The 24,283-nt window shown below is 69.9% G+C and carries 21 protein-coding genes and 1 pseudogene; 18 read left to right on the top strand and 4 right to left on the bottom strand.

The genetic code is table 11. The features are described 5' to 3' along the window. Positions 1 to 520: 520 nt before the first annotated feature. The 3 genes from IE318_RS28755 to sucC form a co-directional block, all read right to left on the bottom strand. Entirely contained in the window at positions 521 to 2,086 is a 1,566-nt protein-coding gene (locus tag IE318_RS28755; RefSeq protein WP_189904987.1) for an aldehyde dehydrogenase family protein, read from the bottom strand. Positions 2,087 to 2,348: 262 nt separating this feature from the next. Beyond that, complete coding sequence (gene sucD, locus IE318_RS28750; protein ID WP_189904985.1) at positions 2,349 to 3,236, bottom strand: succinate--CoA ligase subunit alpha; 888 nt, start codon at positions 3,234 to 3,236, stop codon at positions 2,349 to 2,351. Positions 3,237 to 3,247: 11 nt separating this feature from the next. Then, entirely contained in the window at positions 3,248 to 4,378 is a 1,131-nt protein-coding gene (gene sucC / locus IE318_RS28745; protein WP_189904984.1) for an ADP-forming succinate--CoA ligase subunit beta, read from the bottom strand. Positions 4,379 to 4,565: 187 nt separating this feature from the next. On the opposite strand from sucC, the gene frc reads away from it, so the two are divergent. The 13 genes and pseudogenes from frc (at position 4,566) to IE318_RS28680 (ending at position 20,157) form a co-directional block, all read left to right on the top strand. Further along, positions 4,566 to 5,825, top strand: a complete 1,260-nt coding sequence (gene frc / locus IE318_RS28740) for a formyl-CoA transferase (RefSeq protein ID WP_189904981.1) — start codon at positions 4,566 to 4,568, stop codon at positions 5,823 to 5,825. A gap of 4 nt (positions 5,826 to 5,829) precedes the next feature. Beyond that, positions 5,830 to 7,962, top strand: coding sequence for an acetate--CoA ligase family protein (locus tag IE318_RS28735; RefSeq protein ID WP_189904979.1), 2,133 nt, complete (start codon positions 5,830 to 5,832; stop codon positions 7,960 to 7,962). Positions 7,963 to 8,134: 172 nt separating this feature from the next. Continuing rightward, entirely contained in the window at positions 8,135 to 9,523 is a 1,389-nt protein-coding gene (locus IE318_RS28730) for an OFA family MFS transporter (protein ID WP_189904968.1), read from the top strand. Between the two features lie 412 nt (positions 9,524 to 9,935). Next, positions 9,936 to 10,907, top strand: a complete 972-nt coding sequence (locus IE318_RS28725) for a 2-dehydropantoate 2-reductase (RefSeq protein WP_189904966.1) — start codon at positions 9,936 to 9,938, stop codon at positions 10,905 to 10,907. A 708-nt stretch (positions 10,908 to 11,615) separates the two neighbouring features. Then, positions 11,616 to 12,572 (top strand): LysR family transcriptional regulator, encoded by a 957-nt coding sequence (locus IE318_RS28720; RefSeq protein ID WP_189904964.1) that lies wholly within the window; start codon positions 11,616 to 11,618, stop codon positions 12,570 to 12,572. A 257-nt stretch (positions 12,573 to 12,829) separates the two neighbouring features. After that, positions 12,830 to 13,102, top strand: a pseudogene (locus IE318_RS46955) (aconitase X swivel domain-containing protein); the annotation flags it as partial. After that, positions 13,099 to 14,517 (top strand): MFS transporter, encoded by a 1,419-nt coding sequence (locus tag IE318_RS28710; protein WP_189904962.1) that lies wholly within the window; start codon positions 13,099 to 13,101, stop codon positions 14,515 to 14,517. The pseudogene IE318_RS46955 and the gene IE318_RS28710, both read left to right, overlap by 4 nt. A 157-nt stretch (positions 14,518 to 14,674) precedes the next feature. Next, on the top strand, positions 14,675 to 16,369 hold the full coding sequence (locus tag IE318_RS28705) for a dihydroxy-acid dehydratase domain-containing protein (RefSeq protein ID WP_189904960.1): 1,695 nt from the start codon (positions 14,675 to 14,677) through the stop codon (positions 16,367 to 16,369). A 29-nt stretch (positions 16,370 to 16,398) separates the two neighbouring features. Then, complete coding sequence (locus IE318_RS28700) at positions 16,399 to 17,688, top strand: FAD-dependent oxidoreductase (protein ID WP_189904959.1); 1,290 nt, start codon at positions 16,399 to 16,401, stop codon at positions 17,686 to 17,688. 10 nt (positions 17,689 to 17,698) lie between these two features. Beyond that, entirely contained in the window at positions 17,699 to 19,000 is a 1,302-nt protein-coding gene (locus tag IE318_RS28695; RefSeq protein ID WP_189904957.1) for an aconitase X, read from the top strand. Next, positions 18,997 to 19,452, top strand: a complete 456-nt coding sequence (locus IE318_RS28690) for an aconitase X swivel domain-containing protein (RefSeq protein WP_189904955.1) — start codon at positions 18,997 to 18,999, stop codon at positions 19,450 to 19,452. Before IE318_RS28695 ends, IE318_RS28690 begins: the two co-directional genes overlap by 4 nt. A gap of 259 nt (positions 19,453 to 19,711) precedes the next feature. After that, positions 19,712 to 19,891, top strand: coding sequence for a hypothetical protein (locus IE318_RS28685; protein ID WP_189904953.1), 180 nt, complete (start codon positions 19,712 to 19,714; stop codon positions 19,889 to 19,891). After that, a complete protein-coding gene (locus IE318_RS28680) occupies positions 19,888 to 20,157 on the top strand; it encodes a hypothetical protein (protein ID WP_308438601.1) in 270 nt (89 codons plus the stop codon). The genes IE318_RS28685 and IE318_RS28680 overlap by 4 nt, the downstream gene beginning before the upstream one ends. Positions 20,158 to 20,414: 257 nt before the next feature. Here IE318_RS28680 and IE318_RS46605 read toward each other — a convergent pair whose 3' ends face one another. After that, a complete protein-coding gene (locus tag IE318_RS46605) occupies positions 20,415 to 20,729 on the bottom strand; it encodes a hypothetical protein (RefSeq protein WP_189904951.1) in 315 nt (104 codons plus the stop codon). Positions 20,730 to 20,742: 13 nt separating this feature from the next. Between IE318_RS46605 and IE318_RS46600 the strand changes: the two genes are divergently transcribed. From IE318_RS46600 to IE318_RS45260, 5 genes are all read left to right on the top strand, one after another. Further along, positions 20,743 to 20,946 carry a hypothetical protein gene (locus IE318_RS46600; RefSeq protein WP_189904949.1) on the top strand — a complete coding sequence of 68 codons (204 nt, stop codon included), beginning with the start codon at positions 20,743 to 20,745 and terminating at the stop codon, positions 20,944 to 20,946. A 125-nt stretch (positions 20,947 to 21,071) separates the two neighbouring features. Beyond that, complete coding sequence (locus tag IE318_RS28665; RefSeq protein ID WP_194717504.1) at positions 21,072 to 21,413, top strand: hypothetical protein; 342 nt, start codon at positions 21,072 to 21,074, stop codon at positions 21,411 to 21,413. Between the two features lie 153 nt (positions 21,414 to 21,566). Further along, complete coding sequence (locus IE318_RS28660; protein WP_189904945.1) at positions 21,567 to 21,926, top strand: STAS domain-containing protein; 360 nt, start codon at positions 21,567 to 21,569, stop codon at positions 21,924 to 21,926. Beyond that, positions 21,923 to 22,858, top strand: coding sequence for an anti-sigma factor RsbA family regulatory protein (locus IE318_RS28655; RefSeq protein ID WP_189904943.1), 936 nt, complete (start codon positions 21,923 to 21,925; stop codon positions 22,856 to 22,858). The genes IE318_RS28660 and IE318_RS28655 overlap by 4 nt, the downstream gene beginning before the upstream one ends. Positions 22,859 to 23,653: 795 nt before the next feature. Beyond that, on the top strand, positions 23,654 to 24,283 hold a 630-nt coding region (locus tag IE318_RS45260; RefSeq protein ID WP_229903800.1), incomplete at its 3' end, for a HAMP domain-containing protein.

The raw sequence follows: 24,283 nt of genomic DNA, 5'->3' as shown, positions 1-24,283 counted from the left end.
TATACCGCTATCGGACGGCTATCCATGCCTTCGACGGCGAATGCTTTTCCACAACTCCTCGACGGCGCCCCGACCGCTTCCCGACCGGGCCCGACCGGCCGCTCCAGGCGCGGCATCGACGCACGGTCCCCAGGCGTGCGTACCGCCACGACCCTTGTCAGGGCCGAACCGAATATTGTAGACAGCATGGTGTCGACCATTCGCTGAGGGCCGTCGGCTCTCGCAGCCCCCTGCGTGCGGCCCAGAGACTCCGCGGCTCTCCATGGACGCGTGTACACAGGCGTGCCACGCCTGACGCAGAGCGCGGCAGCACCGTGTGCTGCCGGCGGACGCGACACGTGGCACGAGTACGGGACCGGCCGGCGGGTGCGCCCCCTGGTCGGCCGGTCCCCACTCACCGCGCCCACGCGCTCTCGCCTGTCATGGTTCCGGTCCCGGCGAGGACGCCGACCGGCGCTCTCGATCGGAGAGCGCCGGTCGGCCGGGCAACGGCAGGGCCGCGTTCCGGCCGTCGGCACCCCTACGGCATCAGCTGGTACTCGGGGAAGTTCCCCGGCAGGCGCTCGCCCGCGGGGCCCACCGTGACGGCACGGACGAGGAGTTCACCGCCCACGAAGGCGCCGCGCCACGACGCACCGAAGCCGCCGAAGAGTTCCTCGCGGTCGCCGCGCGAACGAGGCCTGCCGTGGCCCACCTTGAAGGCGCGGATCTGCGGGGCGAGGCGCTCGTAGGTCTCCCGGTCGTCGGTCGACAAGGTGGCGACCAGGGCGCCGTTGGAGGCGTTCATGGCGGCGAGCAACTCCGCCTCCGTGTCGACCAGGACGATGGTGTCGACCGGGCCGAAGGGCTCCGCGTGGTGCAGCGGTGAGGACGGGGGCGGGTTCAGGAGCGTGACGGGCTGGACATAGGCGGAGGTGTCCTGGCCCGGCAGGAAGAGGGCGTCGGACTCACTGCCGCGGTGCAGCGGGACGGCTCCGCGGTCGATGGCCTCCGCCACCTGGTCGTGGAGTTCCTTGGCCTTGGCCGCGTTGATGACCGGGCCGAAGTCCAGTACGGGATACGGGTCCTCGGGGTGCTCCACGGCCAGTGGGTGACCGACGCGCAGGGTGCGGACGGCCGGGAGGTAGGCGGCGAGGAACTCGTCGAAGAGGGAGCGCTGGACGACGAAGCGCGGGTAGGCGGTGCAGCGCTGCTTGCCGTAGTCGAAGAGCTTGGGGATCACGGCGGTGAGCGTCTCCCAGTCGGAGAAGTTCCAGATGCCCCAGGTGTTGAGGCCCTCCTGCTCCAGGATGTGCCGCTTGCCCAGGTCGGCGACGGCCGTGGCGACCTCGGCGCCGGTGTCGCGGCCGCCCACGAAGGAGACGCAGCCGATCTCGGGCGCCCGCACCAGCGCCTGGGAGAGCTCTCCCCCGCTGCCGCTGACCAGGGTCAGGGGGATGCCCTCGCGGGCGGCGAGCGCGCAGGCCAGGGTGAGGCAGGCGAGCCCGCCGTCGGTGGGGGACTTGGCGATGACCGCGTTGCCGGCGAGGGCCTGCACCAGCATGGCGTGGACGAGGACGGACATCGGGTAGTTCCAGCTGGCGATGTTGGAGACGGGCCCGTCCAGCGCTGCGCGTCCGTCCAGCATGGGCTCGATGCCCTCGAGGTACCAGCGCACGCCGTCGATCGCGCGGTCCACGTCCGCCTGGGCGAGCCGCCAGGGCTTGCCTATCTCCCAGACGAGGAGGAGGGCGAGGAGCTCACGGTGCTCGGCGAGGGCGTCGAGGGTGGCGGCGACACGGGCCCGCCGTTCGCCGAGGGGGACGTGGCGCCAGGCGCGGTGCTGGTCGAGCGACGCGCGGACCGCGGCGCCGGCCGTGTCCCTGTCCAGGCGGGGCGGCCCGACGATGGGGCTGCCGTCGACGGGGCTGGTGGCGGGCAGTGTCCGGCCGTCGGCCTGCCAAGAGGCGTTCCAGAGGTTGAGGACACGGTCCTCGCGGAACGCCTCGGGAGCGACGGCCAGGCAGCGCTGCCAGGCGTCGGCCCAGGCGGTGCCGGACTTCAGGGTGAGGGTGGGGGTGGCGGTGTTGTCGAGGGTTGGTGCCATTGATTGCTCCGCTCTCGGTGCACAGTCGGGGGCGGTTCGCATGGCGTGCAGGTCGCGCTGTTGCACGGTCGTACGGATCGCACGGAACGCACCCGCCCGGGCAGGCGGGGCGCGGTGGGACGTATGGCGCGGTGGGACGCGTCTCGTGGTGGTTCGCATCGCGCGGTGGGACGCGTCCCGCGGTTCGCGCGAGGACGGCCCCCTCGAGAACTGATCCGGGCGCCGGGCGCCGCCCGGACACCACGAGTGGGGCCGGGTGACGTCAGCCGCCGATGGCCTCCAGGGCCAGCCGGGCCGTTTCGGTCGGTGTGCTCCCCACTCGCACGCCGACGGCCTCCAGGGCCTCCTTCTTCGCCTGGGCGGTGCCGGAGGAGCCGGAGACGATGGCGCCGGCGTGGCCCATGGTCTTGCCCTCGGGCGCGGTGAAGCCGGCGACATAGCCGACGACGGGCTTGGTGACGTGCTCGCGGATGTAGGCCGCGGCGCGCTCCTCGGCGTCGCCGCCGATCTCGCCGATGAGGACGATGAGTTCGGTGTCGGGGTCGTTCTCGAAGGCCTCCAGGCAGTCGATGTGGGTGGTGCCGACGACGGGATCGCCGCCGATGCCGACGCAGGAGGAGAAGCCGATGTCCCGCAGCTCGTACATGAGTTGGTAGGTGAGCGTGCCGGACTTCGAGACCAGTCCGATCCGGCCGGGCTTGGTGATGTCGGCGGGGATGATGCCCGCATTGGACTGTCCGGGGCTGATCAGCCCTGGGCAGTTGGGGCCGATGATCCTGGTGGCCCCGCCCTTGGCGTACTTCGCGTGCGAGGTGAAGGCGACGGCGTCGTGGACGGGGATGCCCTCGGTGATGACGACCGCCAGACCGATGCCCGCGTCCGCGGCCTCGATCACCGCGGCCTTGGCGAAGGCGGGCGGCACGAAGACGACGGAGACGCCGGCGCCGGTCGCCTCCATGCCCTCGCGGACGGAGCCGAAGACCGGCACGCCGCGGTCGTCGAAGTCGACGCTCTGCCCGGCCTTGCGCGGGTTGACGCCGCCGACGACCTGGGTGCCGGCGGCGAGCATCCGGCGGGTGTGCTTCATGCCCTCGGCGCCGGTCATGCCCTGGACGAGGACCTTGCTCTCCTTGGTGAGAAAGATGGCCATGTCCCGTCTCCTTACGAGGCGTTGGCGAGGTCGGCGGCGCGCTGGGCGGCGCCGTCCATGGTGGTGGCCTGGTGGACGAGCGGGTGGGCGTGCTCGTCGAGGATGGCGCGGCCGCGGGCCGCGTTGTTGCCGTCGAGGCGGACCACGAGCGGGCGGGTCGGCTTGACGGTCTCCACGGCCTGGACGATGCCGTCGGCGACCGCGTCGCAGGCGGTGATGCCGCCGAAGACGTTGACGAGAACGGATTTGACGTCCGGGTCGGACAGGATGACGGAGAGGCCGTCGGCCATCACCCGGGCGGAGGCCCCGCCGCCGATGTCCAGGAAGTTGGCGGGTCGGGCACCGCAGCCGGCGACGACGTCAAGGGTCGACATGACGAGCCCTGCGCCGTTGCCGATGACCCCGACCTGGCCGTCCAGTTTCACGTAGTTCAGGCCCCTGGCCGCGGCGGCGGCCTCGAGGCGGTCGTCGTGCTCCACCGTGTCGGCGGCCCAACGGGCCTGGCGGAAGCGGGCGTTGTCGTCCAGGGTGACCTTGCCGTCGAGGGCGAGGATCCGGCCCTGGCGCGTCAGGACGAGCGGGTTGACCTCGACGAGCAGGGCGTCCTCGCGGACCAGGACCTGCCACAGCCGCATGAGGACGTCCGCGGTGCGCTCCGGGAGCCCGGCGGCAGCGGCGATCCTGGCGGCGACGGCGGAGGTGACGCCCTCCTTCGGGTCGACGGGGATGCGGGCCACCGCCTCGGGGCGCTGGGCCGCGACCTCCTCGATCTCCATGCCGCCCTCGGCCGACGCGATGGCGAGGAAACCGCCGGCTGCCCGGTCGAGGACGTAGGAGACGTAGAACTCCCGCTCGATGTCGACGGGTTCGGCAACCATGACTTTGCCCACGCGATGGCCGCGGATGTCCATGCCCAGGATCCGGCGTGCCGTCTGTTCGACGGCGGCCGGGTCGGCGGCGAGCTTCACTCCGCCCGCCTTGCCCCGCCCTCCGGTCTTCACCTGCGCCTTGACGACGGCACGTCCGCCGAGCCTGCGGGCGATCTCCCGGGCCTCCTTGGCCGAGTCGGTGACCTCCGCGCGCGGCACCACGATGCCGTGTGCCTCGAAGAGTTCCCTTGCCTGGTGTTCGTACAGGTCCATTCCGGCTCCTGTTCAAAAATGCCGCACGCCCCCTGGACACCACCCACTGGATGCGGGATAACAAGCTTCATACAGTATTCGTCGACTGTATGCAATGTACCGCTTGAGTGGTGCACCCCTATGAAGGGACGGACTTCGTCATGCCTGACGACGGCCACGAACCACGATGCACAAGTGAGGTGACCCGGTGACGACCGAAACTTCCGCGACCGGACCTGCCGGAAAGGCTCTCGACGGCATCCGCGTCCTGGACATGACCCACGTCCAGTCGGGGCCATCGGCGACCCAGCTGCTCGCCTGGCTCGGCGCGGACGTCATCAAGCTGGAGGCGCCGTCCGGTGACATCACCCGCAGGCAGCTGCGCGACGTCCCGGACGCCGACTCCCTCTACTTCACGATGTTGAACTGCAACAAGCGCAGCATCACCCTCAACACCAAGACCGAGCGCGGCAAGGAGCTGCTCACCGAGCTGATCCGGCGCTCCGACGTCATGGTGGAGAACTTCGGCCCCGGCGCGGTGGACCGGATGGGCTTCACCTGGGAGCGCATCCGGAAGATCAACCCGCGCCTGGTCTACGCCTCCATCAAGGGGTTCGGCGAAGGCCCGTACACCGACTTCAAGGCCTACGAGGTGGTCGCCCAGGCGATGGGCGGCTCGATGTCGACCACCGGGTTCGAGGACGGTCCGCCCACCGCCACCGGCGCCCAGATCGGCGACTCGGGCACCGGGGTCCATCTGGTCGCCGGAGTGCTCGCCGCGTTGTTCCAGCGGGAGCGGACCGGGCGCGGACAGCGGGTGAACGTGGCCATGCAGCACGCGGTGCTCAACCTGTGCCGGGTCAAGCTGCGCGACCAGCAGCGCCTGGCCCACGGGCCGCTCGCCGAGTACCCCAACGAGGACTTCGGCGACGAGGTCCCCCGCTCCGGCAACGCCTCCGGCGGCGGTCAGCCCGGCTGGGCGGTCAAGTGCGCGCCCGGCGGGCCCAACGACTACGTGTACGTGATCGTCCAGCCGGTCGGCTGGCAGCCGATCACCGAGCTGATCGGCCGGCCCGAGCTGGCCGACGACCCCGAGTGGGCGACCCCCGAGGCCCGTCTGCCCAAGCTGAACAAGATGTTCCAGCTGATCGAGGAGTGGTCCTCCGGGCTCCCCAAGTGGGAGGTGCTGGAGAAGCTCAACGCCCACAACATCCCGTGCGGGCCGATCCTGTCCACCAAGGAGATCATCGAGGACCAGTCGCTGGTCGCCAACGAGATGGTGGTCAGCGTCCCGCACCCCGAGCGCGGCGAGTTCAAGACCGTGGGCAGCCCGCTCAAGCTGTCCGACTCCCCGGTGGAGGTCAAGCGGTCGCCGCTGCTCGGTGAGCACAACGAGGAGATCTTTGTCGGCGAACTCCGCCTCGGCGACGAGGAGTTGCGCCTGCTCAAGTCGAACGGAGTGATCTGACGTGATGGCCGAGGACCGCCTGGAGCGGGTGCGCACGCTGATCGACTCCGTGCGGGCCGAGGGACGCACCGCGCTGACCGCGCCCGAGGGCAAGGTGATCGCCGACGCGTACGGGATCGCCGTCCCGGGCGAGGAACTGGCGAAGGACGCCGACGAGGCGCTCGCCTTCGCGGACCGCTTCGGCGGGCCCGTCGTGATGAAGATCGTCTCCCCCGACATCCTGCACAAGACCGACGCCGGGGGCGTGATCGTCGGCGTCCAGGGTGCGGACGACGTCCGCGCCGCCTACGACAGGATCATCGCCAACGCGCGTGCCTACGACGCCGACGCCCGGATCGACGGCGTGCAGGTGCAGGAGCTCCTGCCCAAGGGGCAGGAGGTCATCGTCGGTGCCGTCACCGACCCCACCTTCGGGAAGGTGGTCGCCTTCGGGCTCGGCGGTGTGCTGGTCGAGGTCCTCAAGGACGTCACCTTCCGCCTGGCGCCCGTCGACGAGGCCGAGTCCCTGTCGATGCTGGACTCCATCCGCGCCGCCGAGGTGCTGCGCGGGGTGCGCGGCGGGGCCGCGGTCGACCGGGAGGCGATCGCCGAGCAGATCCGCCGGGTGTCGCAACTCGTCGCGGACTTCCCCGAGATCGCCGAGGTGGACCTCAACCCGGTGATCGCCACGCCCGACGGCGCGGTCGCCGCGGACATCCGCGTCATCCTGAGCGAGTCGGAGCCCGAGCCGCGGCGCACCTTCACACGCGAGCAGATCCTCACCTCCATGCGCCGGCTGATGCAGCCCTCGTCGGTGGCCGTCATCGGTGCCTCCAACGAACAGGGCAAGATCGGCAACTCGGTGATGCGCAACCTCGTCGACGGGGGTTTCTCCGGCGAGATCCACCCGGTGAACCCCAAGGCCGATGACATTCTGGGCCGCAAGGCGTACAAGAGTGTCACGGACGTTCCCGGTGAGGTGGATGTGGCGGTCTTCGCGATTCCCGCCAAGTTCGTGGCCGCGGCCCTGGAGGAGGTGGGACGCAAGAAGATCCCCAATGCCGTCCTCATCCCCTCCGGGTTCGCCGAGACCGGCGAGCACGAACTCCAGGCGGAGATCGTGGCGATCGCCGAGCGGTACGGGATCCGGCTGCTCGGTCCGAACATCTACGGCTACTACTCGACCTGGCAGGACCTGTGCGCCACGTTCTGCACGCCGTACGACGTCAAGGGCGGGGTGGCGCTGACCTCCCAGTCCGGCGGGATCGGCATGGCCATCCTCGGCTTCGCCCGCTCCACGAAGACGGGTGTGTCGGCGATCGTCGGGCTCGGCAACAAGTCCGACGTCGACGAGGACGACCTGCTGACCTGGTTCGGCGAGGACCCGCACACCGAGTGCATCGCCATGCACCTGGAGGACCTCAAGGACGGCCGCGCCTTCGTGGCGGCCGCGCGGGCGACCGTGCCGAAGAAGCCGGTCGTGGTGCTGAAGGCGGGCCGTACGGCGGCGGGCGCGAAGGCGGCCGGGTCGCACACGGGGGCGCTCGCGGGCGACGACGCGGTGTACGACGACATCCTGCGGCAGGCCGGCGTGATCCGCGCCCCGGGCCTCAACGACATGCTGGAGTACGCCCGTGCCCTTCCGGTGCTGCCGGCCCCCAAGGGCGACAACATCGTGATCATCACCGGGGCGGGCGGCAGCGGCGTGCTGCTGTCGGACGCGGTCTCCGACAACGGCCTGTCCCTGATGGAGATCCCACCGGACCTGGACGAGGCGTTCCGCCGGTTCATCCCGCCCTTCGGCGCGGCCGGCAACCCGGTGGACATCACCGGCGGCGAGCCACCGTCGACGTACGAGGCGACGATCCGCCTGGGGCTTCAGGACCCGCGCATCCACTCCCTCGTCCTCGGCTACTGGCACACCATCGTCACCCCACCCATGGTGTTCGCCGAGCTGACCGCCCGTGTGGTGGCCGAGTTCCGCGCACGCGGGATCGAGAAGCCCGTGGTGGCGTCGCTGGCCGGTGACGTCGAGGTCGAGGAGGCGTGCCAGTACCTCTTCGAGCGAGGCGTCGTCGCCTACCCGTACACCACGGAGAAGCCGGTGGCGGTGCTGGGCGCCAAGTACCGGTGGGCCAGGGCCGCGGGGCTGCTCTGATGCACCTTCCGGCGGCGGGCCGCGACAACGAAGGGCAAGGGGGCGGTACATGAGGGCGTGAGGTGAACGGGGCGGCCGGCAGCGCGGTCGGCCGCCTCCGGCTCCATACGCGCACGAAAGGCATTTGGACAGGGGGCGCTGGCCAGATCTTTCGAACGCAAGGGGTACTGACATGACAACCACTGACTCACCCAGAGCCGTCCCCTACCGGGAGGTGACGGACGCCAACGGCCGCGTGTACCGCATGGGCGAGACCGACCGGGACATCCTCGGCCATTCACGCAAGCTGATGATGTGGCTGCCGTGGGTTTCGATGATCGCGATCAGCGTCTTCGAATACGCCTACGGCTCGGCCGAGGACACACTGTCCAAAGCCCACGGCTGGTCCCAGAGCAACACCTTCTGGATCCTGAGCGTCTGGGTCTTCTTCCAGGCCGGCATAGCCACACCTGCCGGGTGGCTCCGGGAGAAGGGCATACTCAAGGCACGGCAGGCCATGTACATCGGCTCGGTGATGTGCGCCATCGGCTTCCTGGCGCTGTCGCACCTGCACAACGTCTGGATGGCGCTCCTCGGCTTCGGCGTGATCGGCGGCATCGGCGCCGGCGCGATCTACGCGACCTGCATCAACATGGTCGGCAAGTGGTTCCCCGAGAAGCGGGGCGCCAAGACCGGCTTCGTGAACGGCGGATTCGCCTACGGCGCCCTGCCCTTCATCTTCATCTTCAACTACGCCTTCGACACCTCCAACTACAACACCGTCCTGGACCTCGTCGGTCTCTACGTCCTGGCCGTCGTCGCGGTCTGCGCGTACTTCTTCAAGGACCCGCCGAAGAACTGGTGGCCCGCGAACATCGACCCGCTGTCCCAGGCCGGCAACGCGAAGAGCGCCAAGAGCCTCCAGAAGAATCCCCCGGCGGTACGGCAGTTCACCCCGAGGGAGGCCCTCAGGACGGCACAGCTGTACCTGATGTGGATCTCCATCGTGATGACCGCGGGAGTCTCCATCTTCGGTATCTCCTTCCAGGTCGACTACGCCAAGGAGATCGGCTTCGGCCCGCTCGTCGCGGCCTCGTCGATGGGCATCATGTCCGTCGTCAACGGCATCGGACGCGCGGTCGTCGGCTGGCTGTCCGACTTCTGGGGCCGCAAGACGACCCTCGTCTTCGTGATCGTCGTCCTGGGCCTGGCCCAGTTCGGTGTGATCTGGGCCGGCGACGTCCACAACGAGTTCCTGTTCCTGGCGTTCGCGTTCCTCTCCGGGTTCGGCAGCGGCGCGTTCTACCCGATGTTCGCGGCGCTCACGCCGGACTACTTCGGTGAGAACTACAACGCCACCAACTACGGGATGGTGTACAGCGGCAAACTGGTCAGCGGCCTGTTCGGCGGTGGCCTGGGCTCCATGGTGGTCGCCGCGTGGGGCTACGACGGCGCCTACGCGCTGGCCGGCGGCATCTCCATGGTGGCGGCCGCCATCGCCCTGCTGCTGCGCCAGCCGGGCCGTCGAAGCGCCAAGTCCATCACACCCAACCCGCAGCCACTGGGCGAGGAAGTGGCGTGACCTCCGGGCGGCCCTCCGTCGCACACCGTCCCCACGACCCGTGAGCCGCACGCCTGTCGGCAACCGAGCCAGAGGCGGTCCTTCTCTCCGGGGGAAGGACCGCCTCGGTCGTCCCCGAGAGGCGTCGCCCGCCCGGCCCCACGCGCAGCGTGGCCGGTTCCCCGTCGAGGGACCCGCACCAGGAACTCCGCACGCCGACGTCATTCGGCGGCTCGGGCCACTGGTCTGCGTCAGGACCCTTGCCGCGCCCCATTCCATACTGTAGACAATATTCAGTCGTGTCCTTCGACACGAGCATCTCGGCAGTCGTGCCGACATCACTTCGCCTCCTCGGCGGTTGGCCGAAGTTCCCAGGCCCGCCCGGAGGTTCACCGAAGTTCCTCGGTACACCCTCGACCGAACGGAGCTCCTTGTGAAAGTCGCCATTCTCGGCGCCGGTGCCATCGGCGCCTATGTCGGTGCCGCCCTTCATCGCGGAGGCGCGGACGTGCACCTCGTCGCCCGTGGAGCCAACCTCGCCGCCATGAGGCGCAGCGGGGTGCGCGTCCTCAGCCCCCGCGGTGATTTCACCGCGCACGCCCACGCCACGGACGACCCGGCCGAGATAGGCCCGGTCGACTACGTGTTCATGGGCCTGAAGGCGAACTCGTATGCGGCGTGCGGGCCGCTGATCGAGCCGCTGCTGCACGACACCACGGCCGTGGTGGCCGCTCAGAACGGCATTCCCTGGTGGTACTTCCACCGGCACGGCGGTCCCCACGACGGGCGCCGCCTGGAAAGCGTCGATCCCGACGGCGCGGTCAGTGCGGTGCTCGCGCCCGAGCGGGCGATCGGCTGCGTGGTCTACGCGGCGACCGAGCTGGAGGCCCCCGGCGTGGTGCGGCACGTCGAGGGCACCCGGTTCTCCATCGGCGAGCCGGCGCGTGGAGCCTCGCGGCGCTGCCTGGACTTCGCCGAGGCCATGCGGGCCGGTGGCCTCAAGTGCCCGGTGGAGGAGGACCTGCGGAGCGACATCTGGGTCAAACTTCTCGGGAACGTCTCCTTCAACCCGATCAGTGCCCTGGTGCGGGCGACCATGCGCCAGATGGCCACGCACGGCGGCACCCGCCAGGTCATCGAGACGATGATGAGGGAGACGCTGGCGGTCGCCGAGGCCCTCGGCTGCGAGCTGGGGGTCTCCGTCGAACGGCGCCTGGCCGGCGCCGAGCGCGTCGGCGACCACCGTCCGTCCACGCTCCAGGACCTGGAGCGCGGCAAGCCGCTGGAGCTCGACGTCCTGCTCCCCGCCGTGATCGAGCTGGCGGAGATCACAGGCGTCGAGGTGCCCACACTCCGCACGGTCGACGCGCTGTCGGACCTGCTGGCTCTGGGGAGCGCCGCATGAGGGAACCCGACCCGGTTCCCAGGAGACCGCGCCCCGGTGTGCACCACCGGGGCGCGTTTCCCGACCGCGATCACTATGAACTACGACAACGCAATGAGGACCACGACCGTCAGGTCGAGGCCCTCGATTCCGTATGCGCTACAGCGAGTGTCCGAGGGGCGAGTTGGCCGCTGACGATACGGTCGTGGTGGCGCAAGGACGACTCCAACCACACGACCGGGCAGTCGGCCTTGGAATCCAGTGCAAGCAAGCCGTGCGTAGGGCAGCGGACTGAGGAATGAACGCCCCGTCGTAGCGCTCGAATCGCTGCCGCACCTACTGCTGCCTCTGCGGAGGCCGCTACTACATCACGCGCAGCAGGCACGTTTCCTCCGACCAGCACAGCACCCCCGACCGGGCGCCGGACCGTTGCTGGCAGCACTCCCGACGCTTGCGCTCCGGCGTCGCGGATCGGGGACAAGTGCCTGGTCAGTGCCACGTAGGGCGGCCTGCCGCGACCGATGGTGCCCAAACGCAAGTCGCCGTCTTTCGGAACCGGGCGGTTCGCGTTTCCCGTTGCCGTCCGGCACTGTCCGGTGCGCTCCCGAGCCCGACGCCGACCAACACGACCGCGATCGCACCGTGTCCGTGCGTTGGTCCTGGCCACGGAGGCGGTTCTGACAAGGAGGCTGGAAAAATCGGGCACTCGTGCGGCACAATCCGGAACACATGAGTCCACGGCAGTCCCGTCCCGCACACCTGGCGAACCTCGACCTCAACCTCCTGGTGACGCTCCGCGCACTGCTGCGCGAGCGGAACGTCACCCGGGCTGCCCGCAACCTTGGCGTCACCCAGCCCGCCGTCAGCGCCGCGCTGTCCCGGCTGCGTCGGCATTTCGGGGACGAGCTACTCGCTCGGGTGAACGGTGCCTACGTCCTGACGCCGCTCGCCGTGCAGCTGGCCGGGCAGGCCGAGACCGTGTGCGCGGCCGCCGAGAGGCTCTTCGCGACAGGCAGAGCGTTCGACCCCGCCGCCACCGAGCGGGAGTTCACGCTGCTGATGGCCGACTACACGGCGACGGTCCTGGGCCCCGCTCTGTCACGGCTGTTCGACCGCGAGGCGCCACATGCGGCGCTCCACCTCCAGCTCATCAGGGAGACTCTGGGCAGTGGCGCGGGCGATGCGATCCGGCTCGTCGACGCCATGGTCTCCCCGCCGCTGGGCCACTTCCGCACCCCAGGGGTCGAGTCGGCTCCGCTCTTCCGCGACCGGTGGGTCTGCGTTGCGTCCGCCGACCATCCGCTGTGCGAGGCCGAGTCGTTCGGTATCGAGGACCTGGCACGGCTGCCGTGGGTGGTGCCCTACCACCGGGACGACGGCTACCCGTCGGCCGCTCCGGCGACCCGGCAGCTGACCGCACTGGGCATCAGGCCACGGATCGCCGTACGTGTGGAGAGCTACCGGGCCGTACCCGACTTCATCGCCGGAACACGGCGGGTGGCGCTCGTTCCGGAGCGGCTCGCCGCACCGCTCCCGTCCGCGCACGGGCTGCGCACGCTCGACTGCCCGATCCCGCTCGATCCGCTGGAAGAGCACCTCTGGTGGGACGCGAGCCACGACGAGGACCCGGCGCACAGCTGGCTGCGTGACCTGGTGGCCCGGGCGGCAGCCTGCCTCGAACCATAAACGCCGTTGATACCGCTCAGTCGAACGCTCTATTGACCTGGGCATTCCCTCCGGCGACGGGGGTTGCCTACGTTGCGGGGCAAGCAGAGAGAGCCGCCTTCGCGGCACAGCCCCCTCCCCCAGGAGCCCTCCATGCCCCATGCCCTGACCGAGCTGCACGTCCACACCGTCACCAAGCGCCTCGGCACCACGAGCCACCAGCTCGGCGCCGAGTGTCCTGCAGATGGTGAACTCGCTCGTCGGGCTGTTCTTGTGGATGGGCGAGCTTCTTCCAGGCGACCCGGCTCGCCGGCACCGCACCCCTCGTCCTGATCTTCGTGACGACGACCGGCATAGCCGTGCTCGGCGCGGTCGTCACCCGCGTCCCCACCGTGACCGGTCCGGACCAGGACCCGCTGACCGGCATCCGCACCGGAGACCGGGTCTGCATCGACGCCGATCACGGCACCGTCCCGGCCCGCGCCGCTCCTGCGCACCGCCACACAGTCCCCTGCCACACTCTCCCCTCAACGACGAGGAGACGCCCATGAGCGCCGCACCACCCCTCGTAGAACTGGCCCCGATCATCGAGCGCCAGCGCGCGAGCCGCTTCTGGCTGCTGATGTATGCCGTCTGCTGTCTGATCACCTTCCTCGACGGCTTCGACTTCCAGATCCTGTCGTTCGCCGCCACCTACCTCCGAAAGGACTTCGGGCTCACCCAGACCCAGCTCGGCACCCTGGGCACGGTCGGTCTCTTCGGCACCATGATCGGTGCTCTGATCATGGGTTATCTGGCGGACCGGCTCGGACGCCGCCCCACCATCATCGTGTCGGTCGCCGGTTTCGGCGTCTTCATGCTCGGTTTCGCCTATGCGGACACCTACGGACAGCTGATCGCCCTGCGGTTCGTGTCCGGACTCTTCCTCGGCGGGGTGCTCCCGCTGACCTGGGCCCTGGCGGCCGAGTACGCGCCGAAGCGGTTCCGGGTGACCGCCGTCTCCATCATCATGGTCGGCTACACCCTCGGCGGCGCCGCCGGCGGTCCCGTCTCCAACTGGCTGATCCCCGAGCACGGCTGGCAATCGGTGTTCGTCGTCGGCGGTGTCTGCTCCCTGCTCACCGTCCTCGCAGTGCTGCTGCTGGTGCCCGAGTCGGTGAGGTTCCTGGCGCTGAAGGCCCGCCCCGGCAGCGATGATCGCATTTCCCGCATCCTGCGCCGCTTCCAGCCGGGCCTGTCCATCGAGCCCGGCACCCGCTTCAGCACCGGCGACCCGCAGCAGGCCCTCTCCGGCAGGCGGTTCACCCCCGCTCAGCTCTTCCGCGGCCATCTCATGGGCATCACAACCCTGCTGTGGCTGGTCTACCTCCTTTCCTCGGCGTTGATCTACTTCCTGGTCTTCTGGACCCCGATGATCAACGAGCAGGTGGGCTTCAGCGTGAGCGCGGCCGCCACCATCGCCGCCCTGGCCAGCGTCGCGGGCGCCGTCGCGCAGCTGTTCATCAGCCGGTTCGTCGACCGCAAGGGGGCGGGCATCATCCTGTGGATGCCGGTCGCAGCCGTCGTCTGCATGCTGACCCTGGGCTCTGGGGCTCTCGCCCCGGCCATCTACGTCACGTTCGTCATCGGCGCCAAGATGTTCGTCAATGGCGGTCATGGCGGTATCACCAGCATCGCGGGCACCTTCTACCCGACGGAGATCCGGGCCAACGGCGCTGCCTGGGCGTCCTCGGTCGCCAAGATCGGCGCCATGGTCGGGCCCTGGCTCGGCGGTGTCCTCCTCGACGCCGGTCTTGGGGCAAGCGGCGCGTTCACCATATTCGCGGCCTGCCCGGCGGTGATGGTGCTGGTGCTGTTCGTGCTCGGCCGGGTCCAGCGCCGGCTGCCGGCTGAGGCAGAGGGAGCGCTGTCCGTCGAGGCATCCACGACCGGCGTGGCGCCGGTGAGGACAGTGGCTCCCTCCTGACAGGCGCCTCCGTCTCAGTGAGCCGACGTGGCCCGCCGCGACTGAATGGAGGTGCCCGGCGGGCACCGGACACTGCTGACCGGACCTCAGTACACAGCGGTGGTCGACGCCACAGTCGACATGGAACAACCAGCGACAACAAGGAAAGAGTCAAGGAGTGTCCACAGAGCTGCGCAGCAATCATCCGATCGGGTCCTCACGCTGGGCGACGACCCGCACGCAGTGGAAGGCGCTGGGCTACGACGACGAGGAGATCCGTCGGCCCAAGATCGCCATCGTCAACTCCTCGTCCGGGCTGGCGCCGTGCTTCGCCCATCTGGACAAGGTCGCGGAGGCCGTCCGCCAGTCGGTGTACGACGCCGGGGGGCTGGGCTTCGAGATCCGCACCGTCGCGCCGACCGACTTCAGCATGGCCGCCGGCCGGGGCGGCGGGTACGTGCTCTCGGGCCGCGACCTGGTGTCCTACGACATCGAGGCGGTCGTCGAGGGCGCGAAGCTCGACGGGATGATCTGCCTCGCGTCGTGCGACAAGACGACGCCCGGCCAGCTGATGGCGGCCGCGCGGACCGACGTCCCCACTGTGATCGTCGCCTGCGGCTACCAGAGCTGCGGTGTCCTCGACAACGGCCGCCGCGTCGACATCGAGGAGGTCTTCGTCGACGCCGGCAAGCTCGCCGCGGGCGCCATCAGTTTCGACGACCTCTGCCAGATGTCAGACCGTGCCATCACCGGCCCCGGCGTCTGTCAGGGGATGGGCACCGCCAACACCATGCACGTCGTCGCCGAGGCGCTCGGGATGGCGCTGCCCGGCTCGGCCCCGACCCAGGCCAACAGCGAGACGATGTGGGCGGCGGCGAGGGCTGCCGGCCCGGTCGTCATGGCGGCCGTCGAGGCGGGCCGGCGCCCCAGCTCGGTGATGACCCCCGCCGCGTTCCGCAACGCGGTGACGGCGGTCATCGCCGTCAGCGGCTCGATCAATGCGGTCAAGCATCTGGAGGCGATCGCCGCGGAGTCGCCGTACGACATCGATGTCCACCGGCTCTTCGAGGAGATCGGGCGGGAGGTCGGGCCGATCGCGGCGGTCCAGCCCAATGGGCCCACGACGATCGACGAGTTCGACGCCGCGGGTGGCGCTCGCGGCGTGCTCCGGCAGCTCGGCGACAGGATCGACGGCTCGGCCATGACGGTCTCGGGCAAGTCGGTGGCCGAGGTCGTCGCCGGCGCCCCTGTCGACACGGAGGTGATCCGCGCCGAGCCGATGCGTCCCGAGTCCACCATCGTCCTGATGCGCGGCAACCTGTGCCCCGACACCGGCATCGTGAAGCTGTCGGTGACGGAGAACCGGGCCCGCACCTTCCGCGGCGCGGCGCGCGTCTTCGAGTCCGCGCCGGAGGCCACCGAGGCGATCGAGCGCGGCGAGGTGCTGCCGGGCGAGGTCCTCGTGCTGCGGGGTCTTGGCGTCACCGGCACACCGGGGATGGGCATGGCCTCCAGCGTGGTCTTCGCGCTCAACGGCGCCGGCCTGAGTGAGCAGGTGGCGTTCGTGACCGACGGGCAGCTCTCGGGGCTCGTCAACAAGGGCATCGTCGTCGGCGAGATCTCGCCCGAGGGAGGCGTGCCGAGCCCGCTGGGGACCGTCCGCACCGGTGACGAGATCGCGATCGACGTCCCGAACCGGACCGTCGACCTGCTGGTCGACGACGAAGAGCTGAAACGCCGGATCGAGGCGTACGCCGAAACGCGCGCGCCGCAGACCTGGCCGGCGCGGCCCGGCTCCTGGCTCGGCGTGTACGCCGGCGCCGTGGAGCCGCTCGACCGAGGCGCCACGCTGCGCCGGGCCGCCGCCAACTGACCGACCATCTCCTGGGAGAAAGCGACACCATGCCCCACGCCCTGTCCGATCTCGTCGTCCACACGGTCTCCAAGCCGGTCGACGATCCAGCCGAACGGCTCGACGCCGACATCCTCGTCGTCGGCGCCGGCATCGCCGGACTCTCGGCAGCCATACAGGCGCGCCGCCTCGGCCGCGACGTCGTCCTCGTCGACGCGCTCCCGGTCCTCGGCGGCCAGTGCGTCAACTCGATGATCGGGCTCTTCTGCGGTATCTACGGCAACGCGCCCGACTACCGTCAGCTCACCTACGGGATCTTCGGCGAGCTCTTCGAGGCGATGGAGAAGACCAACGACATCCACTACCGCCGTACTCACACCCAGACGGTGGTCTACGACGAGGTGGCCCTCGGCCGCTGGTTCGAGAACATCGTCCAGGAGCTCGGCATCCGGGTGGTCCTCGGCGCCTCCGTCAGCGGCGTGGGGATCGAGGGCGGCGTCATCGAGCGGGTCGACTTCGCCACCCGCTTCGGCCCCGTGAGCGTCACCGCCCGCGGTGTCGTCGACGCGACCGGCGATGCGGCGCTCGCCTGGGAGGCGGGGCTGCCCTGCCAGGTACCCGACCGTACCGTCTGGGGCTCGCAGCAGATCCGCCTGGAGGGACTCGACGAGTCAGGCAATCCGGAGCCCGCCGAGCTGGTGGCCCGGGTCGACGAGAAGGCCGCCGAGTACGGCCTGGTCCGCCGCGACGGGCTCGCGTTCTTCTTCCCGGGCCGCAATACGGCGGTGATGAACATGACCCACGTGGAGGCTCCCCTGGGTGCCGTCGAGGCCGCCGACGCGCAGCTGCGGGGCCGCGCCCAGGCGGACCGGGTCGTGAAGTTCCTCCGGCGGGAGTTCCCGGCGGCGTTCAAGAACGCCAAGGTCCAGGCCTACGGATTCCCGGGCCGCCGGCAGGCCCGCTGGCTCGCCGCCGCCCACCAGCTGACCCTCGACGAGGTGCGGGAGGAGACGAGGTTCGACGACGCCGTCGCCCGGACCGCCTGGCCGGTCGAACTGCACGACCGGGTCGAGGGCTACGTGTGGGAGACCTTCGGCCCCGACCACGTCCACTACGTCCCGCTGCGCAGCATGCTCTCGCCGCAGGCGCGCAACCTCGTGGCCGCGGGCCGCTGTGTCGACGGGGATGCCGCCGCTCTCTCGAGCGTCCGGGTGATGGGTCCGTGCTCGGCGATGGGCCTCGCCGCCGCACACGCCCTCGATCTGACCCTGGGCGAGGACATCCACCAGGTCGACCTGACGGCGCTGCGCGACCGCGTCCGCGAGAACGTCGAGGGCTGAGGAGGAACCGATGGTCGCTCTGACAGACGAAGAGAAGGCCATGCGCGACGGCCGCGACGGTGACGCTGTCGCGGCGGCGATGGACCTGCTCATCAGATACGCCGACGCACTGGGCGCCGAGCAGTTGTGCGAGACCCGCAACGTGGCGGGGACCAACACCCAGCCCTCGCCCGCCAAGACGAAGCTGTTCGAGGAGGGCGGCTGGTCGAAGGCGTTCTCGGTGATCAGCCTCGACTGCGACGACGACATCGAGGTGCCGCAGATGAAGGTGCCGACGTGCCAGCTCCAGCACGGCTTCGGCAACGACGCGCTGGGGATCATGCCGTACTCCGAGCGCAACATCGAACTGCAGGCCGGCGCCGAGTCGTTCTACAGCTCCAAGGGCGTCAATGTCCTGGCCACGTGCACGCCGTACCAGGTCGGCAACCTGCCGACCTACGGCGAGCACATCGCCTGGATGGAGTCCTCGGCCGTGGTCTATGCCAACTCGGTCCTCGGCGCGCGCACCAACTGCGAAGGGGGCGCCTCGACCGGGTCGGCGAGCATCACCGGCCGGATCCCCTGCTGGGGCAACCACCTGGTGGAGAACCGATACGGCACCCATCTGATCGAGTCCGGGCTGCGGATGACCGGCTTTCAGGACTGGGGCATGTTCGGCTACTTCGTCGGCGACATGGTCCAGGAGGCGCGGCCGGTCATGATCGGCGACCTCGGTCAACCCGACCTGGCGGACCTGAAGCACTTCGGGGCGGCTGCCGCCTCCTCGGGCGGCGTCGAGATGTACCACATCCCGGGACGCACCCCCGATGCGCCGACGCTGGAGGCCGCCTTCGGCGGTGCCGCCCCGCCCGAGTCGCTGCACTACGGCGAGGCGGAGCGCCGCGCGATCTACGACTCGCTCAACTCCATCGGGAACAGCGAGGATGTCGACTTCGTGCTGATCGGCTGCCCGCACGCCTCGCTCGAGCAGATCGGCCGAGTCGCGCGGGCGCTCGAAGGACGCACGCTGTCGGCCGGGACCGAACTGTGGGTCATGACGCCGCGCGCGCTGCGTGCCGTCTCGGACCGCAACGGATGGACAGCCACCATCGAGCGCGCCGGGGGACGGGTCCTGACCGACTCCTGCCCGGCCATGTCGCGGGTTGCGCCGGCGGGCACCAAGGTGTTCGCCACGGACTCGGCCAAGCAGGCGCACTACCTACCGGCGATTCTCGGCATCGAGGCCTGGTTCGGCACCACCGAGGAGTGCGTCGAGGCCGCCGTCACCGGTCGCTGGCGCGGCTCGCTGGCCCCCGCGGCGGTGGTCCGATGACCGGCGCCACAAGGGCCCAGCAGCTTGTGCTCCGTGGCCGCGGCATTGTCCCCGGGCGCGTCGAGGGCGAGGCCCTCGTCTCCCACGAGACCATCTCCGGCTGGGGCGGGATCGATCCGGCCACCGGCACCATCATCGAGCGCAGGCACGAGCTCTACGGCGTCTGCTTCACCGGCAAGGTGCTGGTCTTCCCAGGGGCGAAGGGTTCCTCGGGCTGGTCCGGCTTCTTCCAGTCGACCCGCCTCATGGGTACCGCGCCGTTGGCGATGGTCTTCACCAACCTGACCACGAAGGCTGCCCTCGGCGCGATCGTGACCCGCGTCCCCACGGTGACCGAGCTCGACGACGATCCGGTCGCCAGGATCGCGACCGGTGACCTGGTCGAGGTCGACGCCGACAACGGGTTGGTGGTCGTGCATGGACCGTGGTCGCAGGCATGTCATCCGCAGTGACGAGTCCGCGCTCCGCCGGCGGGCCGGGGGCCGTCGCCGGCTTCACCGGTGATGCGGCGCTCGCCGCGGGCGATAGGTTGGACGCCCTCGCCCCAGGCCGTCTCGGCGACCTGGGCGGGGCCGTCACGGTCGTCCTCAAGGAGGGCCGCTCCAGCCGGTACGTGACCGGACGGGCCTTGCCCCCGGCGGTCTCTCTCCCCCCGGAGCCCGAGCATCCCGGAGCCGCTGGTGCCTGGTAAGAGCGCGGCGACGGGCGGGCGTGACGCCCGTTCCCTCAGCGTCCGCACGCTCGACGTGCTCGGGCATTCGGCGCCGCCCGGCCGCGGCTCACCCCTTCAACATCGACACCGGCGGCCTGGCAGCCCGCCGGACCCTGACCAAGCTGGTCGCCCAGGGCGAGGAGAAGACGGCCGCAGCAAAGACGGTGACCGCACCGTGAGCAGCCAGGACCAGGCCGGTCCCGCCGCCCCCGTTCGCGCGGATCTGCCGGCGCCGAACAAGATGTTGAAGGGGCGGAACGTCTACCGGGTGGTGTGGAAGCTCCACACCGACGTGCTCGTCGGCTATTGCTGGTGCGACGCCAGCCACGAGGACATCGACCCCATCACCTTGTGGGAGTGGCTGCTGGCGCACCCGGACACACACGGCGTCGGCCGGGCCGACTCCGTCGCGCCCGACCCCGACCCTGAGGGGGTGAGCGCGTGAACGCCGAGATCGAGCTGGAGCTGGTCGTCGTTGCCGCCGCGGCGGTTGCCGCGGACGTTCGGCTGCTCGAACTGCGCAGGCCCGACGGGGCCGAGCTGCCTGCCTGGTCCGCCGGGGCCCACATCGACATGTTGCTCGATGACGGGCTGGTGCGGCAGTACTCGTTGTGTGGCGATCCGACCGACCGCAGCCGCTGGCAGGTCGCCGTGCTGCGCGAGCCCGACAGTCGCGGCGGGTCGGCGCACGTCCACGACAAGCTAGGCGAGGGCGACCCGGTCAAAGCACGCGGGCCGCGCCATCACTGCGAGCTGAAGCCGGCGGCGGCGTACGTCTTCGTGGCGGGCGGCATCGGGATCACGCCGATCCTCCCGATGCCGGCCGCTGCCGACGCTGCGGGCGCCGATTGGCGGCTCTCCTCCGGTGGCCGCACCCGGGGCTCGATGGCCTTTGTGGACGACCTTGCGGCGCGCCACGGCGACCGGGTCGTCGTCCGCCCGCAGGACGAGACCGGACTCCTCGACCTTCCCGTCGGGCCGGACCAGGACGGGCGGCGGGTGTCCGGCGCTGGCCATGGTGCAGCGCCGGGTGGACGCGACCAGCCGGGCCGTCCTCGCCAACCTGTTCGGTCTACGGCTCCGACAGCGAGGGCGGCAGAAGACCTCGAGCGCCAAGCAACTGCGCGACTCCTTCACCCGCCGCACCGGCCGCCTCCTGCCGGGCGTCGGCTGTGACGACCCGCACGGTGCCGCGGGTGGTGTCGGCCTTGGTCGTATCCTCACCCTCCGCTGAACTTCGCCTTCCGTGCCGCGGTTACCTTCCCGGCAGGGTCAACGTCAGCTTTGCAGTCAGGAGACCGGTGCGGTGCGGTGAAGCGACGCACCATAGGAGGCAGGGTCCATGCCCCGCTGAACAGCGTGCTCCTGGCCCTGTCCGTAGGCGGCTGTGGCATGAGCGCTGGCAACGCAACTGGTCCGGCAGCCACCACCGTCGGCGGCACACCACCCGGGACCGCGTCGCACGTCGCGGCTGAGGCTGCCGCCCGGCAGAAGTGGGGCCTGACACCGCTGCCCGCGGCGCCCGACCCCCCGGCGCACAAACCCGTCAAGCTGTCCACAACCGGCCCGGTTCCGGTCTTCGCCCACGTACCGACATTCCAGAAGGTCGTCTTCATCACCGTCGACGACGGACTGGAGAAGGACCCCAAGTTGATCGTGATGATGCGGGACCTGAAAATCGCGATGATCAGTGGTCAGTGATCATTCCGGCTACCTCTGCGCGATACCGTCGAAACCCGGTCGTCGGACAACTCGCCCGGATGCGCGTCACACCCCTGGTATAGATGGACAGCGGTGGTACTCAGCCGGGTTCACGCCGGCGAGGGGCGATTCGGGCAGAGTGAGGGGAAGCGCGTGGATGTCCCACTCGATGAGGAGGCGCACTGCGCCGCGCCGTCACTCGGCGGGGCTCGGTTGGAAGTACGTCCGCTGTCGGAGCGCCCAGGCGTGTATGCGAAAGGCGAGATCGGCGTGAGTACGCGGCCGATGTGGCAGGAAGCCCTCGGTCAGCTGTCACGGCGGAGCGAGAGCTGCCTGTACGTCGAGATGTCGCAGCTGACGTTCATCGACGTGGCGGGGGTGACGGATCTGGTGATGACCGCACGGTCACTGAGTGGGCATCGCCTGCTCGTCCTTGACCAACCACCGTTCCAGGTACCGCGCATTCTGGACTTGTTCTGGCCCGGCCTGGGCGGGATCGAGGTGGCTGCATGACCGCCACCGCACCCGGGCCCCAGGAGTTTGTGCATCCGGCGCTGTTCTACAGCGGGAAGCAGCAGTATGTGACAGGTACAGTCCCCTTCGTTCTCGAAGGGCTGGCCAAGGAGGAACCGGTTGCGGTCGCCGCGCCGCCGGACCGACTCCAGCTGATCAAGGACCAGCTCGGTGACCAGGCCCGTCGGGTTCACTTCGTGGACATGACTCAGGCGGGCCGGAACCCGGGGCGGATCATTCCCGGAGTGCTGCGCCAGTTCGCCGATGCCCATACCGGTGGACGGGTGCGCATCATCGGTGAGCCGATCTGGCCCGGTCGCAGCGCGGTGGAGTACCCCGCGTGTGTGCAGCACGAAGCGCTGATCAACGAGGCATTCACTGGGCGCGCCGTCACGATTCTGTGCCCGTACGACGTCGACGGGCTCGACCAGGGGGTGCTGAGGGACGCTTGGGCCACCCACCCGGTGGTGGTCGCCGAGGGGAGCGAGACGGCTTCGGCTGCGTACAGTCCCGAGGCGGTCGTCGCCCGGTACAACCAGGCTCTGCCCGTGCCGCCGGCCGCCCAGGCGACGAGCTTCGAGGGCAGCGGCCAATTGACGGCGGTACGTGAGTTTGCAGTACGGGAGGGTGAGCGGCTGGGGTTGGAGGGGGCACGGCTGCAGGATCTCCAGCTGGCGGTGGCAGAACTGACCACCAACAGCGTCGTTCATGGAGCCGGTGACGGCACGCTGCGGATCTGGGCGGAGGACAAGCAGGTCGTCTGCGAGGTGCAGGACGCAGGCCGGCTCACCGATCCACTGGCCGGCCGGCGCCCCCCGGCACCCGAACGGCCCGGCGGCCGGGGCCTGCTCCTCGTCAACCACGTCGCCGACCTCGTGCGTATCCACATCGGTGAGGCGGGTACCACGATCCGCTTCTACATCGGCCGCTGATCACCCCTGTCCCGGGGGCATCCAGACCGCTCGCTCTTCAGCCGACCACAAGCCGAGCCTGTCGGCGAGCCGTTGACCGGGAAGCGGACGATGACGAGGCTGCAGTCGTCGGGCGGTTGGGCGTCGGGTTGCCGGTGCGGCCGCAAGGTGGGGATTTCGGTCGGCACCGGGCCCGGCCGTCACGGTGGCGAGCGCGGTGGCGGGTTGTTCCAGGCGCCGACGGCGCCCGGCCATGTCGGCGGCGGTCGCGTGGCTGCCGGCGACGTCCACACCTTCCACGTCCGGTGGTGGACGACAGATGGCCGACGGCGGTGCGTTCGGCCTCCAGGGCATCGAAGTCGGTCCACCTGCTGGGCGTGCCGACCTGTCCGGCGTGCGGGACAGGGTCGGCCCGGGTGCACAGCCGGTACGTACAGCGGCCGGCGGACAGCGCGGTCGGCCGTCGCCCGATGGACGATCGAGTCACAGGTTCGGCGGTTGCGGGCTGCGCAGGGGGCACCACTACTGCAGCGCACGTACGGCACGATCCTGGTGGACATCGAGACGCGAAAAACAGTCCAAGTACCCCAGGGCGTCGGCGTCATGCATGGTTCTTCGTGGCGGATTTCTTCCCTGGTACGCAGTGACCGGAGGCTTTGTTCGGCGGGTACCGAGTGGGTTAGCCTGCGGCGTATTTTCTCCTCGCTGAAGGCTGTGAGGTGAGGGAATACAGAGCATTTACGGGCCCACCGCGGCCCGCCGGGGTGTGCGAGTCTTCACTGCCGAGGGCTCCAGGGGAGCGGGACGAGGGTGCGCATGAACATCGACAAGGCCGAGCTCATCGACGCCGGGCCGGACAACGGAGAGCTCAGACAGCTCCTGGCGGGGTTGACGGCCGTGCGGGACGGCGACTTCGGGACACGTCTGCCGGAGGACGCCGACGGTCTCATGGGTGATATCGCGAGCGTGTTCAACGGCATGGTCGATCAGTTGTCCGTGTTCACCTCCGAGGTGACGCGCGTGGCCCGAGAAGTCGGCACCGAGGGGACGCTCGGCGGCCAGGCGGAGGTGCCGGGGGTCTCCGGAACCTGGGCCGACCTGACCGATTCGGTCAACGCCATGGCCGGGAATCTGACCACCCAGGTCCGTGACATCGCCCAGGTGGCCACTGCCGTGGCCAAAGGCGACCTGTCGCAGAAGATCGACGTGCCCGCCCGCGGCGAGATCCTGCAGCTGAAGGAAACCGTCAACACGATGGTGGACCAGCTCTCCGCCTTCGCCGACGAGGTCACCCGCGTCGCCCGCGAGGTCGGCACCGAAGGGCGCCTCGGCGGCCAGGCCAAGGTGCCCGGTGTCGCCGGGGTGTGGCGGGACCTCACCGACTCGGTCAACTTCATGGCGGGCAATCTGACCAACCAGGTCCGCAACGTCGCCCAGGTGACCACC

This window comes from Streptomyces spiralis, assembly GCF_014654675.1.
GTDB classification, from domain to species: Bacteria; Actinomycetota; Actinomycetes; order Streptomycetales; family Streptomycetaceae; genus Streptomyces; species Streptomyces spiralis.
This window is presented reverse-complemented; position numbering and strand designations above follow the sequence as displayed.